The organism is Variovorax sp. LjRoot84, assembly GCF_964254305.1.
Lineage (GTDB): Bacteria > Pseudomonadota > Gammaproteobacteria > Burkholderiales > Burkholderiaceae_C > Variovorax.
Window position 1 is genome coordinate 4501580 of record NZ_CAXUTE020000001.1, and the last position, 15917, is coordinate 4517496.

The 15917-nt window shown below is 68.7% G+C and carries 13 protein-coding genes; 3 read left to right on the top strand and 10 right to left on the bottom strand.

Going from position 1 to position 15917, the window contains the following annotated elements; all coding sequences use genetic code 11:
- Positions 1–26 precede the first annotated feature (26 nt).
- Positions 27–1502, top strand: coding sequence for an MFS transporter (locus tag ACSQ9I_RS22375; RefSeq protein WP_436314518.1), 1476 nt, complete (start codon positions 27–29; stop codon positions 1500–1502).
- Here ACSQ9I_RS22375 and ACSQ9I_RS22380 read toward each other — a convergent pair.
- From ACSQ9I_RS22380 to ACSQ9I_RS22400, 5 genes are all read right to left on the bottom strand, one after another.
- Positions 1480–2166, bottom strand: a complete 687-nt coding sequence (locus ACSQ9I_RS22380) for a GntR family transcriptional regulator (RefSeq protein ID WP_093111196.1) — start codon at positions 2164–2166, stop codon at positions 1480–1482. The two genes, ACSQ9I_RS22375 and ACSQ9I_RS22380, sit on opposite strands and share 23 nt — an antisense overlap.
- A gap of 71 nt (positions 2167–2237) precedes the next feature.
- Entirely contained in the window at positions 2238–3692 is a 1455-nt protein-coding gene (gene hydA, locus ACSQ9I_RS22385) for a dihydropyrimidinase (RefSeq protein ID WP_436314519.1), read from the bottom strand.
- Positions 3693–3705: 13 nt separating this feature from the next.
- Positions 3706–4425, bottom strand: coding sequence for an amino acid ABC transporter permease (locus tag ACSQ9I_RS22390; RefSeq protein WP_436309579.1), 720 nt, complete (start codon positions 4423–4425; stop codon positions 3706–3708).
- Positions 4426–4461: 36 nt separating this feature from the next.
- The gene (locus ACSQ9I_RS22395; protein WP_436305023.1) at positions 4462–5304 is read right to left on the bottom strand and encodes an ABC transporter substrate-binding protein; all 843 of its coding nucleotides are present in this window, start codon (positions 5302–5304) and stop codon (positions 4462–4464) included.
- A 61-nt stretch (positions 5305–5365) separates the two neighbouring features.
- Positions 5366–6262: a dihydrodipicolinate synthase family protein gene (locus tag ACSQ9I_RS22400; protein ID WP_093111188.1), complete on the bottom strand. Its 897-nt coding sequence runs from the start codon at positions 6260–6262 to the stop codon at positions 5366–5368.
- A 100-nt stretch (positions 6263–6362) separates the two neighbouring features.
- Between ACSQ9I_RS22400 and ACSQ9I_RS22405 the strand changes: the two genes are divergently transcribed.
- The gene (locus ACSQ9I_RS22405) at positions 6363–9290 is read left to right on the top strand and encodes an FAD-dependent oxidoreductase (RefSeq protein ID WP_436314520.1); all 2928 of its coding nucleotides are present in this window, start codon (positions 6363–6365) and stop codon (positions 9288–9290) included.
- 10 nt (positions 9291–9300) lie between these two features.
- On the top strand, positions 9301–10548 hold the full coding sequence (locus ACSQ9I_RS22410; RefSeq protein ID WP_436314521.1) for a M20/M25/M40 family metallo-hydrolase: 1248 nt from the start codon (positions 9301–9303) through the stop codon (positions 10546–10548).
- 3 nt (positions 10549–10551) lie between these two features.
- On the opposite strand, the gene ACSQ9I_RS22415 is transcribed toward ACSQ9I_RS22410, so the two are convergent.
- The 5 genes from ACSQ9I_RS22415 to urtB all read right to left on the bottom strand — a co-directional run bounded on the left by ACSQ9I_RS22415 (position 10552) and on the right by urtB (position 15864).
- Positions 10552–11475, bottom strand: a complete 924-nt coding sequence (locus ACSQ9I_RS22415) for a rhodanese-like domain-containing protein (RefSeq protein WP_436294981.1) — start codon at positions 11473–11475, stop codon at positions 10552–10554.
- A 66-nt stretch (positions 11476–11541) separates the two neighbouring features.
- Positions 11542–12234 (bottom strand): urea ABC transporter ATP-binding subunit UrtE, encoded by a 693-nt coding sequence (urtE, locus tag ACSQ9I_RS22420; protein ID WP_093111180.1) that lies wholly within the window; start codon positions 12232–12234, stop codon positions 11542–11544.
- Between the two features lie 2 nt (positions 12235–12236).
- Positions 12237–13112 carry an urea ABC transporter ATP-binding protein UrtD gene (gene urtD / locus ACSQ9I_RS22425; RefSeq protein WP_436314522.1) on the bottom strand — a complete coding sequence of 292 codons (876 nt, stop codon included), beginning with the start codon at positions 13110–13112 and terminating at the stop codon, positions 12237–12239.
- On the bottom strand, positions 13109–14323 hold the full coding sequence (gene urtC / locus ACSQ9I_RS22430; protein WP_436294979.1) for an urea ABC transporter permease subunit UrtC: 1215 nt from the start codon (positions 14321–14323) through the stop codon (positions 13109–13111). The genes urtD and urtC overlap by 4 nt, the downstream gene beginning before the upstream one ends.
- Entirely contained in the window at positions 14320–15864 is a 1545-nt protein-coding gene (gene urtB, locus ACSQ9I_RS22435) for an urea ABC transporter permease subunit UrtB (RefSeq protein ID WP_436315801.1), read from the bottom strand. Before urtB ends, urtC begins: the two co-directional genes overlap by 4 nt.
- Positions 15865–15917: the final 53 nt, after the last annotated feature.

The window sequence follows — 15917 nt, forward strand, 5'->3', positions numbered from 1 at the left end:
GGCGGGTCTGCCTAGACTGCCGGGCGATGCAACAACAAAGCACGACCCCGGCCGGCAGCGACATCCCGGCCCGCCTCGACCGCCTGCCCTGGTCGCGCTGGCACTGGCGGGTGGTGATCGCGCTCGGCGTGGCCTGGGTGCTCGACGGTCTCGAGGTCACGCTGGTGGGCTCGATCGGCGGCGTGCTGGAGCGGCCCGACACGCTGGGCTTGAGCGCGGCGCAGATCGGCTGGTCGGGCTCGCTCTACGTCGGCGGCGCGGTGATCGGCGCGCTGCTCTTCGGCAGGCTCACCGACCGCCTGGGCCGCAAGAAGCTGTTCCTGATCACGCTGGCGGTCTATGCGCTGGCCACGCTGGCGACCGCCTTCTCGCCCGACTTCGCCTTCTTCGCGCTGTGCCGCTTTCTCACCGGCCTGGGCATCGGCGGCGAGTACGCGGCCATCAATTCGGCCATCGACGAGCTGATTCCGGCGCGCGTGCGCGGGCGCGTGAACCTGGCCATCAACGGCAGCTTCTGGGTCGGCGCGGCGCTCGGCGCCGGGTTGAGCCTGTGGCTGCTCGATCCGGGGGTGCTGGGCCCCGTGTGGGGCTGGCGCGCGGGCTTCGGGCTCGGCGCGCTGCTGGCCGTGGCGATCCTGCTGGTGCGGCGCAACGTGCCCGAGAGCCCGCGCTGGCTGATGGCGCATGGCCGGGCCGAAGAGGCCGAGCTCATCGTTGCGGGCATCGAGGCCGAGATCGTTGCGCAGCAGGGCGCACTGCCTTCGGCTTCCGGCCGGGTGCACTATGGCGACCGCGCGAGCCCCGGCTGGCGCGAGGTCGCGCAGGTGCTGCTCTCGCGCTACCCTCAGCGCAGCATGGTGGCGCTGGCGCTGATGATTTCGCAGGCCTTCTTCTACAACGCGATCTTCTTCACCTACGCGCTGGTGCTGACGCGCTTCCACGGCGTGGCCGAGGGCAAGGTGGCGCTCTACATCTTTCCGTTCGCGCTCGGCAACGTGCTGGGGCCGCTGCTCCTGGGTCCGCTGTTCGACCACGTGGGCCGGCGCCGCATGATCGCGCTGACCTACGTGCTCTCGGGCGTGGGCCTGGCGCTGACCGGCTGGGCCTTCATGCAGGGCTGGCTCGATGCGCGCAGCCAGGCGCTGTGCTGGTCGGCGGTGTTCTTTCTCGCATCGGCCGCGGCCAGCTCGGCCTACCTCACGGTGAGCGAGGTGTTTCCGCTGGAGATGCGCGCGATCGCGATCGCGATCTTCTATGCCGTGGGCACCGGGGCCGGCGGCTTCGTGGCGCCGGTGCTGTTCGGCGCCTTGATCGAAACCGGCAACCGCGGCGCCGTGGCCATCGGCTATGCGATCGGCGCCGCGCTGGTCATCGTGGCCGGACTGCTCGCGCTGCGCTGGGCGGTGGATGCGGAGCGCAGGCCGCTCGAGGACGTGGCGCCGCCGCTCGGATTGCATACGGACAGCGACGCCTCCGCCATCACTCGACAAGAGCGCGCTTGACGTCTTCCTGCAAGCTGCGCAGGTGCTCGCGCATCGCCGCCCTCGCCCGCTCCGGATCCCGGGCGCGCAGCGCGCGGACGATCTCGCCGTGCTCGTCGTGGTTCTCGCGCTGCCGGTGCAGCGGACTGTGCAGGCGGAACAGCCGCGCATTCACGCGCAGTTCCTCCACCAGCCGCGGGAACACCACGTTGCCGCTGGCGGTGGCGATCAGCAAATGGAAGCGGTCGTCGAAGTGCCAGTGCTCGGTTTCGTTGTGCTCGCCGCTGTCGAGTTCCCGGATGTCCGCCTCGAGCGTGTCGATCTCCGCATCCGTGATCTTGCCGACGGCGAGCGCGATGGCCTCGCACTCGATCACCTCGCGCGCGCGCATGCAGTCGAAGTATTCCTTGGTGCCCAGCGCGCGCACGGCATAGGAGCGCGCGTCGCGCCGCACCAGCAGCCCCTCCCCGGCCAGGCGCACCAGCGCTTCGCGCATCGGCGTGCGCGAGATGCGCAGGTCTTCAGCCAGGCGCGCTTCCTGCAGCGGGCTGCCGGCCGAGATCTGGCGGTCGAGGATCAGCGTGCGCAACCGTTCGTAGGCCTGCTCGGCAAGGCTGGCGGAGCGCACCTCGAGCGGTGCGATCGTGATGGTGGCGGGTTGCGCCGGACTGGGGAGGCTTGGCATGCGAGGGGAGGCGATTTCCACGAGGGGACGGGGAAAAGCTTATCAGGCCGGCATTGCGAGGGCCGCTATCCTCACAGCCACTTGTCCAACGGGTTGCCGTCGTTCGGCGCGCGCGGCCGCAGGCAGGGCTGGAAGCGGCCCGAGCCGGCCTCGGCCGAGAACACGCCGTCCTGCCAGACCACGCGCCCGCGCGAAACGGTGACGCCGGGCCAGGCGCGCAGCGCCATGCCCTCGTAGGGCGTGTAGTCGGCCGCGTGATGGAGCATGTCGTTGGAGATCCGCTTCTCCTGCCCCGAGGCGAAGACGTCCCACACCACGAAGTCGGCATCGCTGCCGACCGCGATCGTTCCCTTCTTCGGGTACAGACCGTAGAGGCGCGCCGGGTTGGTGGCGGTGAGTTCGACGAAGCGATGGATGTCGATGCGGCCCGCGAGCACGCCTTCGCTCATCAGCAGCGGCAGGCGCGTCTCCACGCCCGGAATGCCGTTGGGGATGCGGTCGAAGGCAGGCTGCTCGCCGGCCACGCGCTTGCCGTCGGCGCCGTTCATGTTGAAGGGTGCGTGGTCGGACGAGAAGATCGTGAAAAGCCCGCTCGCGAGCCCGTTCCAGATGAACTGCTGATTGGCCTTGTCGCGCGGCGGCGGGCTGCAGATGCAGCGCGCGCCGTGCATCGGGTCGTCGGGATCGATGCCCAGATCCTCGGCGCTCAGGAACAGGTACTGCGGGCAGGTTTCCGCATGGATCGGCAAGCCGCGCCCGCGCGCCCAGTGGATCTGCTCGACCGCTTCGCGGCCCGACACGTGCACGATCAGGATCGGCGTGTCGACCAGCTCGGCCAGCGCGATGGCCCGGTGCGTGGCCTCGCGCTCCACCGCCATCGGCCGCGAGCTGCCGTGGTAGCGCGGGGCCGTGAGGCCGGCATCGAGCAGCTGCTCGGTGAGCCAGGCGATGCAGTCGCTGTTCTCGGCGTGGATCATGGTCATCGCGCCATGCCGGCGCGCGGCCGCGAGCACCTCGATGATCTGCCGGTCGTTCAGCTTCAGATCGTCGTAGGTCATGTAGATCTTGAAGGAGGTGTAGCCCTTCTCGATCAACGCGGGGAGTTCGCGCTGCGTCACGTCCTTGGTGGCGTCGGCGACGATCAGGTGGAAGGCGTAGTCGATCACCGCCTTGCCCTCGGCGCGCCGGTGGTAGTCGTCGACCGCTTCCTGGATGCTGCGCCCCTTCTGCTGGGCCGCGAAGGGCAGCACGGTGGTGGTGCCGCCGCAGGCCGCGGAGCGCGTGCCGGTGAAGAAGTCGTCGGCGAAGCGCGAGCCGTCGCTGGTCGGCTGGTCGAAGTGGCAGTGGCCGTCGACGCCGCCGGGCGTGACCAGGCGGCCGGCCGCGTCGATCTCGCGCGCGGCGCCGGCGTCTAGCCCTTGCGCGATGGCGCAGATGCGGCCGTCGCGCACGCCGATGTCGGCGCGGTAGCGGTCGCCGACGGTGGCGATGTCGGCGTTGCGAAGGATCAGGTCGTAGCTGCTCATGATGAATCTCCGGCTAGCGCTGCTCGAGCACGACGTCCGCAGCCACGACCGGCGCGCTCGCGTTGCCGTAGGCGCGGCCGTAGTGGCGCTCGATGCGGCGCTGCACGAAGTCCCAGGCGGTGGTCATCAGCAGGTAGTAGATGGCGGCGACGAGGAAGAGCTCGAGCACCATGAACTTCTCCTGGATCAGCACCTGCGTGCGGCGCAGCAGCTCCTCCATCGAGATCACCGAGGTGATCGAGGTGGTCTTGAGCAGGCCGTTGATGCTGTTGCCCAGCGTCGGGATGATGAGCCGCATGGCCTGCGGCATGACGATGTAGCGCATGGTCTGCGCGTTGCTGAAACCGACCGCGCGCGCCGCGTTGGTCTGGCCCACCGGCACCGACTGGATGCCGCCGCGAATGATCTCCGCGAGATAGGCCGCTTCGTTGAGGATCAGCCCGAGCAGCGCCGACTCGATCACCGAAAGCTTGAGCCCGAGCTGCGGCAGGCCGGTGTAGATGATGATCAGCTGCACCAGGAGCGGCGTGCCGCGGAACACCCAGATGTAGAAGTGCGCCGGCCCGGCCAGCCAGCGCTGGCTGGAGAGCCTGGCCAAGGCCAGCGCGCATCCGACGACCAGCCCGCCGGCGATCGCCGCGAGCGTGAGCCACAGCGTGGTCACGGCGCCGCTCAGGATGTACGGATTGAACAGGTAGTCGGCGAACCCCGACCAGTTCCAGCCTTGTCCCATGGACTTTCCTTCGTGTACTCAGGGACCGCGGCGCGATCAGCTCGCGGGCCCCTTGACGGTCACGGCGCCGTCGATCGCCTTCACGCCGTACTGGTCGAAGAGCTTCTGGAAGCTGCCGTCGGCCTTCATGTCGTTGAGCGCCTTGGCCATCGCGACCGCAAGTTCCTTGTTGCGCGTGGCCAGCGCCACCGGCGTCGGGAACAGGCCGTTGAGCACACGGTCGAAATCGCCGCGCTTCTGGTATTCGGCACCGGTGGAGTCGATCGACAGCGCCACCTCGACCTGGCCCGCGCGCAGCGCCTGGAAGGCCATCGCGAAGTTCTCGAAGGTGCGGATGGTCATGCCCTTCATGCCCTTGTCGGTGAGCTGCTTGTCGAGCTCGCGCGCCTTGCGCTCCTCGAAGCCGCCGATCTCCACGCCGATGCTCTTGCCGGAGAGGTCGTCGGGCTTGGCGATCTTCAGCGGGTTGCCCTTGGCCGTGCTGATGCTGATGGCCTGGTCTTCGTACTGCAGCATCTGCATCAGCTTGGCACGCTCCTCGGTGTAGAAGATGCCGGTGTTGATGACGTCCCAGCGGCCGGCCTGCAGGCCCGGGATCATGGCCGAGAACTCGATGCGTACGTATTCGGGCGTGAGGCACAGGCGCTTGGCGATGGCTTCGCCGAGCTCCACGCGCATGCCCTTGAGCGCGCCGGACTGGTCGACGAACTGCATCGGCGGCAAGGTCGGGTTGACCGACATCACCAGCGTGCCTTTCTTGACCAGGGCCGAGTCGGGCACCGGCGACTTGCAGGCCTGGGCCTGGGCTTGAGCTTGAACCCCGCCCATGCCGAAGACGAAGAGAGCCGTTGCCGATGCGAGAGCGGGAAGCAATTTCATGATGGATTCCTTCAGGAGATGGACGAGACGAGAAAGGGGAACGGGGGGGCGGCGAAGGCGCTCAGGCGCGGATCGAGTCGAGCAGGCCGAGCTGGTCGAGCGCGCGCCGTAGGTCGACCGCGTCGGCCTCGGGCAGCGGCAGGCGCGGCGCGCGGGGCTTGCCGACCGGCAGGCCCATCATCGAGAGGCCGTCCTTGGAGGCGGCGACGTAGCGGTGGCCACCGACCCAGCGCACGATCGGCAGCATCTTCTTGTAGAGCGCAAGCGCGGCAGGCATGTCGCTCTCGTCGGCGACCAGCTCGAACAGGCGCGCCGACATCTTCGGGATCAGGTTGGAGCACACCGCCACCCAACCCTGCGCGCCAAGCCAGAAGGACTCGTAGCCGAGGATGCCGGCGAACACCGTCATGCGGTCGCCGCAGAGTTCGATGATGTCGCGCACGCGCGTGACCTCGAGCGTCGACTCCTTGATGTACTTGCAGTTGTCGATGCGCGAGAGCCGCGCCACCAGCTCGGGCTTGAGGTCGACGTTGGCCGTGGCCGGATTGTTGTAGACCATGATCGGAATGCCGATCGCCTCGCCCACCTTGCGGTAGTGCGCGAACAGCTCGTCGTCGGTGGGCGTGCTGTAGAAGGGCGGAATGATCATGACGCCGTCGGCGCCCATGGTCTCGGCCTCGCGGCTCAGCCGCACGCACTCGTCGGTCCACTCCGCGCCGGTGCCGATCAGCACGGGCACGCGTTTTGCTGCCGTGCTCACGCAGGTTTCGATCACCAGCTGCCGTTCTTCGGCCGTCAGCGACAGGAATTCGCCGGTGCTTCCCAAGGGGATGAGCCCGTGGATGCCCTCCTCGATCTGCCAGTCGACCAGCTTCTTCAGTGCCGGCACGTCCACGTGCTTGCCGTCGGCGGTCATGGGGGTGATGAGCACCGTATAGGTGCCTCGGAACGCTGTCATTGCTCGGTCCTCGGTGAAAATCGAATGACGAAGTATATGTATACGTGTAGTATACGTATACATTGAATCGCGTCAATGCGGTTTTTTGCTTCGATCTGCAATGAGCGCCAGACTGACCCACCCCTCCATCACCGCCAGCGGGCGCCCCGTGCGCTTTTGGTACGACGGCCGGCCCATCGACGGCCTGGAGGGCGAAACGATCGCCGCCGCCCTGGCCGCCGGCGGCATCCGGCAGCTGCGCCATACCCGCGGCGGCGAGCGCCGCGGCCTGTACTGCGGCATGGGCGCCTGCTTCGATTGCCTGGTGACGGTGGATGGCCAAGCCAGCCAGCGCGCCTGCCTCACCAAGGTGGCCGAGGGCCAGCAGGTGCGCTCCGCCATGCCGGCGGGAACGCCGGCGGATCCGCTGCGCCCGCTCGCGCCCGAAGCGGCCGCCGAGCCGGCAAGCCGGCAGGTCGACCTGCTGGTGATCGGCGCCGGGCCGGCGGGCCTGTCGGCGGCGCTCGCGGCGCGGCGGGCCGGGGCCGAGGTGCTGGTGCTCGACGAGCGCCTTCAGTCAGGCGGCCAGTTCTACAAGCCGCTGGCGCCCTCCCACCAGGCGGCCGCGCCGATCGATCGCCAGTTCGCGGATGGCCGCGCGTTCGAACAGCAGGTGCGGGCGGCCGGCGTCACGGTGCAGCAAGACGCGCAGGTATGGGCGGCGTTCTCGCCGCAGCAGGTCGGCGCGCTGATCGACGGGCACGCGACCGTCATCGGCTGCAGGCAGCTCGTGATCGCACCCGGCGCCTACGAGCGCCCGGTGCCTTTTCCCGGCTGGACGCTGCCGGGCGTGATGAGCACCGGCGCCGCCCAGACGCTGGCGCGGGCCTACCGCGTGGCGCCGGGCCAGCGGGTGGTGATTGCGGGCAACGGGCCGCTCAACCTGCAGCTGGCCGCGGAGTTGCTGGCCGGCGGCGCCGAGGTCGCCGCGGTGCTCGAATCGGCCCGCCCTTCCCTGGCCCAATGGCGGCAACTGTGGACGGCCGCGCGCACCGCACCCGATCTGCTGCGCGATGGCTGGCGCTACATGCGACAACTGCGCGCCCATCGCGTTCCATTGTTGTGGGGCCACGCGGTGGTCTCAGCCGAAGGCGAGGACGAACTGCGCGCCGTGCAGGCCGCGGCGATCGACGGGCAATCGGCGACGCTGCGCTTCGAGGCCGACACGCTGTGCCTGGGCTACGGCTTCATTCCCTCCACCGAGCTCGCACGCATGCTGGGCTGCGAACACCGCGCGGTGGATCGCCATCTCGGCTACCTCGCCACGGTGACGCGCGAAGACGGCGCCACCAGCCTGCCCGGCGTGTTCGTCGTGGGCGACGGCGCCGACATGGGCGGCTCACGCGTCGCTCTGGCACGCGGCACCCTGGCCGGCACGGCGGCAGCACGCAACCTCAACCTGCCCGCGCCTGAGCCGCGCAAGGAGCTCGGCCAATTGCGGAAGGCCGAGCGCTTCCAGCAGGCGCTGTGGTCGCTCTACCAAGCACCACCGGTCTCGCTGTCCACGACACCCGACGACACGCTGCTGTGCCGCTGCGAGGAAATCACTTTCGGCTCGGTGCGCGAACAAATCCGCGCCGGCCGCGACACACTGGCCGCACTCAAGCGCAACACGCGCCTGGGCATGGGCCGCTGCCAGGGCCGCTACTGCGCAGTGACCGCCGCGAAGCTCGTGAGCGAGCTGACGGGGCGGCCGCCCGAGGTCGAGCAGTACTTCGCGCCACGCCCGCCGGCCAAGCCGGTGCCGGCCGGTGCGCTGGGCTTCGAGAAGCCCGAATGGGGCGGCCATAAGCCTGCCATCACCCCCAACCTCGCCCGGCCCGTGGAGCACGCGCCATTCGCGCCGCTGCACACCGAGGTGCTGGTGATCGGCGCCGGCGTGCTCGGATCGTGCCTCGGCTACTACCTGTCGAAGGCCGGCCGGGACGTGACGGTGGTGGAGCGCGACGACATCAACCTGCAGGCCTCCGGCGCCAACGCGGGCAGCCTGCACGTGCAGCTGCTGTCCTTCGACTTCGGCGCCAAGGCACAGGAAGGCGGCGGCCCGGCCGCGGCCACGTTGCCGCTCGGGCCGATGTCGGTGCGCCTCTGGCAGCAGATCGAGGCCGACTGCGGCGAGGACCTCGAGATCAAGATCACCGGCGGCCTGATGGTGGCCGACAGCGTGGCCGGCATGCGCTTCATCGAGGCCAAGGCCGCGCTGGAGCGCAGCCATGGCATCGATGCGCAGGTGATCGACGACGCCGAACTGCGGCGGCTCTCGCCCGCGCTTTCGGAACAGCTGCTGGGTGCGGAACTGTGCCCGATGGAAGGCAAGATCAACCCGCTGCGCGCGACCTATGCGGTGGCGACGCGCGCGCAACAGCAAGGCGCGCGCATGCTGCGCGGCTGCAACGTGCAGGACATCGAGCGGCTGCCCGGCGATGGCGCCGGCTTCACGGTCCACACCTCGCGCGGCACCATTCATGCGGGCCGCATCGTCAACGCGAGCGGCGCCTGGTCGAGCACCGTCGGCGACATGCTGGGCGTGAAGATCCCCGTCAAGGGCGCGCCGCTGCAGATGATCGTCACCGAGCCGGCGCCGCCGCTGGTGGACCACCTGATCGCGCATGCCGACCGGCACCTGAGCCTCAAGCAGGCGGCCAGCGGCGGACTCATCATCGGCGGCGGCTGGACCGCTGCCTTCCACGAAGGCATGCGCCTGAACCGCGCCGAGCGCGCCAGCATCGAGGGCAGCCTGTGGGTGGCGCGCCGGGTGCTGCCCGCCGTGAGCGGTCTGCACATGGTGCGCTGCTGGGCCGGCATGAACGTCAACATCGACGGCGCGCCGATCCTCGGCGAGGTGCCCGGCGTGCCCGGCTTCTACAACGCCGTCAGCTCCAACGGCTACACGCTGGCGCCCGTCGTTGCGCGCCTCGTCACCGAGCTGATCGTGCACGGCCGCACCGAGATCGACATCACCCCGTTTCGCATCGACCGTTTTCTCTGACCTCCCCACCATGACCGACTCTTCTTCCGCGCGCGACACACTGCGCCAGTTCATCGACACGCATTTCGACGGGCAGGTGCGCACGCTCGCGCAACTGGTGCAATGCCCTTCCGACAATCCGCCCGGCGACTGCGCGCCGCATGCGGAGCTCACGGCCCGCCTGCTCGAGGCCATGGATTTCGATGTCGAAAGGCATGCGGTGCCGGCCGAATTCGCAGCGGCGCACGGCGTGCGAAGCATCACCAACCTGATCGTGCGCGAACGCTTCGGCGACGGTCCCGTGGTGGCGCTCAACGCCCACGGCGACGTCGTGCCGCCGGGCTCGGGCTGGAGCGTCGACCCTTATGGCGGCGAAGTGCGGGACGGCTGGCTCTACGGCCGCGGTGCAGCGGTATCGAAGTCCGACTTCACGACCTATGCCTTTGCCCTGCGCGCGCTGAAGCAGCTGCACGCATCCGGCATGCCGCTGGCCGGCACGGTCGAACTGCACTTCACCTACGACGAGGAAACCGGCGGCATGACCGGGCCGGGCTGGATTCTTTCGCAAGGCCTGAGTCGTCCCGACTACGTGCTCTCGGCAGCCTTCTCGCACCACGTGGTGGTGGCCCACAACGGCTGCCTGCACCTCGAGGTGACGGTGCGCGGCAAGTCGGCCCATGCCGCGCGCCCCGACACCGGCCACGATGCCATCGAGGCCGCGGCGACGCTCCTGCCCGCGCTCTACCGCTACCGCGATGCACTCGCCGGCCGGCCTTCGCAAACACCCGGCATCACGCATCCGACGATGGTGGTCGGCCTCATCGACGGCGGCATCAACACCAACGTGGTCGCCGACACGCTGAGCTTGCGAATCGACCGGCGCATCGTTCCGGAGGAAGTGCCCGAAGCCGCGGAGGCCGAGCTGCGCAGCGTGATCGAGGACGCCTGCCGCGCGCTGCCGGGCATCTCGGTCGAGATCAGGCAGATCCTGCTGGCCCGGCCGTTCGCACCGGCGCCCGGCGCCCAGGCGCTGGCCGATCTCGTGTGCCGCGAGGCCGCCGCCGTGATGGGCAAGCCGGTGACGCCGATCGGCGTGCCGCTCTATACCGATGCGCGCCTCTACAGCGAGGCTGGCATCCCCACCGTGATGTACGGCGCCGGCCCGCAGACGCTGCTCGAAGCCAACGGCCACCGCGCCGACGAGCGCGTTCCGCTGGACGAACTGCACAAGGCGACGCTGGTGGTCGCCAACACCCTGCTGCGGCTGCTGGCCCCCTGAATTTCAGTGCTGCGTGGTCGGCCGCCCGGCCTCCACCCAGGCTTCGAGTCCGCCGGCCAGCGGCCGCGCGCGCACGAAGCCGCGCGCCATCAAGGCCTGCGCGGCCAACGCGGCCGACACCTCGTTGGGGCAGCTGCAGTACAGGATGATCTCGCGCCCCCTGTCCTCGAAGGGCAGGTCCGCTCGCCGCTGCTGCAGCGCCTTCAGCGGGATCGGCAGCGCGCCCGGGATGCGTCGCGGATCGACCTGGACGCCGGCCTCGCCGCGCACGTCGACCACGATCGGCGGCGCCTCGCCTTCCATCAGGGCAAACAGCTCGTCGATGGTGGCGCGCGGCATGCTGGTGATGCGCAGCATGGCGCGACGGCGCCACCAGCGCAGCGCCAGCATGGCGGCCAGCACGATCACCAGCGCCGCGGTCGCGACGCTGCCGGCATTGGCCAGGGCATCGAGCACCGCCTGGATCTGCTCGCGAAACAGCCAGCCCAGGCCCAGGAACACGCCGGCCCACAGCAGCGCGGCCGCCGTCTCGAAGGCGAGGAAGCGCGGCGTCGACATGCCCAGCGCACCCGCCATCGGCGGCGCCACCACCGAGACGCCGGGCACGAACTTGGCAGCCACCAGCGACATGCCACCCCAGCGGCCGATCAGCGTTTCGCTGCGCCGCACGCAGGAGTCCGGCGAGATCGAGATCTTGCAGAGCAGGCGCATGAAGCGGTAGCCGTAGGTGCGGCCGGTATAGAACCAGACGCCGTCGCCCAGCACGTTGGCGAGCACCGCGGCCAGCACCATGGTTGCGAGGAGGGCCGGCTCCGCCACGGCCGCCAATCCGCCGGCCACCACCAGCACCGGCGCTGCCGGCACCGGCAGCCCGACGCGGGCCGCGAAGCTCACGAGGAACACCACGGCGATCGCGTGGTCGACCATCAGAGCTATCAATTCCTGCATGCCCGGAGCGTACCGCCAACGGGCGCGGCCGGCCCGCGGGCGCACTCAGATCGCGACCAGCTGGCGCACGCCCTGCGCTTCCATGTCCTTGCCGAGACCGCGCGCGATCACTTCACCGCGCTCCATCACGAGGTAGTCGTCGGCCAGGTCCTGCGCGAAGTCGTAGTACTGCTCGCACAGCACGATGGCCATGTCGCCGCGCTCGGCCAGCATGCGGATCACGCGGCCGATGTCCTTGATGATGCTGGGCTGAATGCCCTCGGTCGGCTCATCGAGGATCAGGAGCTTCGGGTTGGGCGCGAGCGCGCGCGCGATCGCGAGCTGCTGCTGCTGCCCGCCCGAGAGATCGCCGCCGCGGCGGTTGAGCATCTGCTTGAGCACCGGGAAGACTTCGTAGAGTTCGGGCGGCACCGGCGTCGAGCCCGGCCTGTAGGCCAGGCCCATGCGCAGGTTCTCCTCGACCGTGAGCCGCGCGAAGATCTCGCGGCCCTGCGGCACGAAGCCCATGCCGGCACGGGCGCGGTCGTAGGGCGTCTTCTTGTGGATAGGCGCGCCGTCGAACTCGATGCTGCCGCTCTTGATCGGGACCAGGCCCATCAGCGACTTGAGCAGCGTGGTCTTGCCGACGCCGTTGCGGCCGAGCAGCACGGTGACCTTGCCGGCGTGGGCTTCGAAGCTCACGTCGCGAAGGATGTGGGAGCCGCCGTAGTACTGGTGGATGTTCTTGACTGAAAGCATAGTCACCTTCCCAGATAGACCTCAATGACGCGCTCGTCCGCCTGCACCTCGTCCAGCGTCCCCTGCGCCAGCACCGACCCATCGCACAGCACCGTCACGATCTCGGAGATGGTGCGGATGAAGCTCATGTCGTGCTCCACCACCATCAGCGAGTGCTGGCCCTTGAGCTTGAGGAAGAGCTCGGCGGTGCGCGCGGTCTCCTCGTCGGTCATGCCCGCCACCGGCTCATCCAGCAGCAGCAGCTTCGGATCCTGCATCAGCAGCATGCCGATCTCGAGCCACTGCTTCTGCCCGTGGCTCAGGTTGCCCGCCAGGCGCAGCACGCTGCCTTCGAGATGGATGGTGTGCAGCACCTCGGCCAGCCGGTCGCTCTGCGCCGAATCGAGCTTGAACAGCATCGAGGCCTTCACGCCCTTGTCGGTCTTGAGCGCAAGCTCGAGGTTCTCGAACACGGTGAGGTGTTCGAACACGGTCGGCTTCTGGAACTTGCGGCCGATGCCGAGCTGCGCGATCTCGGCTTCCTTGTGGCGCAGCAGGTCGATGGTGCTGCCGAAGAAGACGGTGCCTTCGTCGGGCCGGGTCTTGCCGGTGACGATGTCCATCATCGTGGTCTTGCCGGCGCCGTTGGGGCCGATGATGCAGCGCAGCTCGCCCGGCGCGATGTCGAGCGAGAGCTTGTTGATGGCCTTGAAGCCGTCGAAGCTCACGCTCACGTCCTCGAGGTAGAGGATGCGGCCGTGCGTGGTGTCGACCTCGCCCGCCGTCGCATGGCGACCGTAGCCGGCTTCGCGGCCGCCCGATTCGGTCAGGCTGGCACGGTCGCCGTGGCCGTGCCGCGCGATGCGCTCCGCGCCCGCTTCCATCAGATCGGGCGTCATGCGCGGGCTCCCTTCGCTTCCACCACCAGCGGCGCGAGCGCAGAGGGCTCGACGCCCTGCTCCGCAGCCATGGCACGTTGCGCCTCGCGCCGGCCTTCGCTCGCCGGCGCCTTCTCCCTGGCCGCCCATTTCTTGACCAAGCCCACGATGCCGTTCGGCAGGAACAGCGTGACAGCAATGAAAAGTGCACCCAGGAAGTAGAGCCAGTACTCCGGGTAGGCCACCGTGAGCCAGCTCTTGGCGCCGTTGACGATGAAGGCGCCGAGGATCGGGCCGATCAGCGTGGCGCGGCCGCCGACCGCGGCCCAGATCGCGATCTCGATCGAGTTGGCGGCGCTCATTTCGCCGGGATTGATGATGCCCACCTGCGGCACATAGAGCGCACCGGCCACGCCGCACATGATGGCCGAGATGACCCAGATCGTGAGCTTGTAGGGCAGCGGGTTGTAGCCCGAGAACATCACGCGCGACTCGGCATCGCGAATCGCCTGCAGCACGCGGCCGAACTTGCTGCCGATCAGCCACCTGGCGAACAGGAAGAAGCCGAGCAGCGTGAGGCCGGTGAGCGCGAAGAGCGTCATGCGCATCTCCTGCGTCGCGATAGGCACGCCGAGGATGCGCTTGAAATCGGTGAAGCCGTTGTTGCCGCCGAAGCCGGTCTCGTTGCGGAAGAACAGCAGCATCGCCGCGAAAGTCATGGCCTGCGTGATGATCGAGAAGTACACGCCCTTGATGCGCGAGCGGAAGGCGAAGAAGCCGAACACGAAGGCGATCAGGCCCGGCACCGCGACGATCAGGATCAGCGTGGCGACGAAGCTGTCGCTCAAGCTCCAGTGCCAGGGCAGCGTCTTCCAGTCGAGGAAGACCATGAAGTCCGGCAGCTCGCTCTTGTAGTTGCCGTCGCGGCCGATCTGGCGCATGAGGTACATGCCCATCATGTAGCCGCCCAATGCGAAGAAAAGGCCGTGGCCCAGCGAGAGGATGCCGGTGTAGCCCCAGATCAGGTCCATGGCCAGCGCACAGATGGCGTAGCACATGATCTTGCCGACCAGCGCCACCGCGTAGTCGCTCATGTGCAGCGGGCTGCCCGCGGGCACCAGCAGGTTGAGCACCGGCGCCAGCGCGCAGACGGCGATCAATGCGATGAAAAAGGCGGTCCAGCCCTTGCCGCTCAGGAGCGGGCCCTTGGAAGGAAGTGCGACTCGGGTCATGCCTCGGCGCTCCGGCCTTTGACTGCGAAGATGCCCTGCGGCCGCTTCTGGATGAAGATGATGATGAAGACCAGCACCGCGATCTTCGCGAGCACCGCGCCGGCCCAGCCTTCGATGAACTTGTTGAGCACGCCCAGCCCCATGGCCGCATACACGGTGCCGGCGAGCTGGCCGACGCCGCCCATCACCACCACCATGAAGGAATCGACGATGTAGCTCTGGCCGAGGTCGGGGCCGACGTTGCCGATCTGCGAGAGCGCGCAACCCGCGAGCCCCGCGATGCCGGAGCCGAGCGCGAAGGCATAGGTATCGATGCGCGCCGTGTTCACGCCCATGCAGGAGGCGATCGGCCGGTTCTGGGTGACGCCGCGCACGAAGAGGCCCAGGCGCGTCTTGCCGATGAGCCAGCCCATCGCCAGCAGCACCAGCCCCGCGAAGATGACGATGCAGATACGGTTCCACGGCAGCGTGACGTTGCTCAGCATCGTGAAGCCGCCGCTCATCCAGGCCGGGTTCTCGACACCGACGTTCTGGGCGCCGAAGAGCGAGCGCACCAGCTGCTGCAGCATCAGGCTGATGCCCCAGGTGGCGAGCAGGGTCTCGAGCGGCCGGCCGTAGAGGAAGCGGATCACGCCGCGTTCCAGCACCGCGCCGACCAGCGCCGAGGCGACAAAGGCGACCGGAATCGCAGCCACCAGGTACCAGCCGAAGGCCGCCTCGGGCATGTAGCGCTGGAAGATGCCCTGCATCACGTAGGTGGCGTAGGCGCCGATCATCATCAGCTCGCCGTGCGCCATGTTGATCACGCCCATCAGCCCGTAGGTGATGGCGAGGCCCAGCGCGGCGAGCAGCAGCACCGAACCGAGGCTGATGCCGCTGAAGATCGCGTTGATGCGGTCGCCCCAGACCAGCGCGCCGTCGATGCTGCGGATGGACGCGTCGATGACGGCCTTGACCTCGGGGTCGGTCTCGTCGGCAAGGCGCTGGTTGAGCAGCAGCTTGGTGTCGGGATTGCGGCTCTCGCCGAGCGCCTTGGCCGCGGCGATGCGCTTGGCCTTGTCGGCGCTGCTCAGCATGCTGGCGGCGCGCACCAGTTCGAGCTGGGCCTTGATCTTGGCGTTGGTCTCGGCGGCCAGCGCCTTCTCGACCAATGGGAGGCGCGACTCGTCGGGCTCCTTGAAGAGGGCCTGCGCCGCTTCGGCACGCACCGCTTCGTCCTTGCTGGTGAGCTTGAGTGCGGCCTGCGCGGCATCGAGCGCGCCGCGCATCAGGTTGTTGTTGACCACGTCCTCGGCGTTGTCGGGCAGCTTCTGCTCGGCGCCGGTGACAGGGTCGAAGGCCTTGTCGTCCCTGATGAGGAACACGCGGTCTTCGGTGTACTTGACCGCATCGTCGGCCATGGCCTGAATGAAGGCCGAAGTCTTCTCGTCGGCCGTGGCGACGGCCTTGTTGAGCGCGGCAATGCGGTTTTCGGAATCGCCCGAAGCGATGGCCTTCGCCTCGTCGGCGGTCAGCGCGTGGGCAGGAGCGGCGGCGAGCAGCGCGAGCGCCGCCGCGCAGCAGTAGATGGAGCGCAAGAATGTGTACACGGCGT

Coding starts and splice junctions, on each gene's coding strand:
- urtD (WP_436314522.1), bottom strand. CDS start 13,112: ATGACGCCCGATCTGATGGAAGCGGGCGCGGAGCGCATCGCGCGGCAC.
- hydA (WP_436314519.1), bottom strand. CDS start 3,692: ATGAGCAGCTACGACCTGATCCTTCGCAACGCCGACATCGCCACCGTC.
- urtE (WP_093111180.1), bottom strand. CDS start 12,234: ATGCTTTCAGTCAAGAACATCCACCAGTACTACGGCGGCTCCCACATC.
- ACSQ9I_RS22390 (WP_436309579.1), bottom strand. CDS start 4,425: ATGGGACAAGGCTGGAACTGGTCGGGGTTCGCCGACTACCTGTTCAAT.
- ACSQ9I_RS22415 (WP_436294981.1), bottom strand. CDS start 11,475: ATGGTCGACCACGCGATCGCCGTGGTGTTCCTCGTGAGCTTCGCGGCC.
- ACSQ9I_RS22380 (WP_093111196.1), bottom strand. CDS start 2,166: ATGCCAAGCCTCCCCAGTCCGGCGCAACCCGCCACCATCACGATCGCA.
- ACSQ9I_RS22375 (WP_436314518.1), top strand. CDS start 27: ATGCAACAACAAAGCACGACCCCGGCCGGCAGCGACATCCCGGCCCGC.
- ACSQ9I_RS22395 (WP_436305023.1), bottom strand. CDS start 5,304: ATGAAATTGCTTCCCGCTCTCGCATCGGCAACGGCTCTCTTCGTCTTC.
- ACSQ9I_RS22400 (WP_093111188.1), bottom strand. CDS start 6,262: ATGACAGCGTTCCGAGGCACCTATACGGTGCTCATCACCCCCATGACC.
- ACSQ9I_RS22410 (WP_436314521.1), top strand. CDS start 9,301: ATGACCGACTCTTCTTCCGCGCGCGACACACTGCGCCAGTTCATCGAC.
- ACSQ9I_RS22405 (WP_436314520.1), top strand. CDS start 6,363: ATGAGCGCCAGACTGACCCACCCCTCCATCACCGCCAGCGGGCGCCCC.
- urtC (WP_436294979.1), bottom strand. CDS start 14,323: ATGACCCGAGTCGCACTTCCTTCCAAGGGCCCGCTCCTGAGCGGCAAG.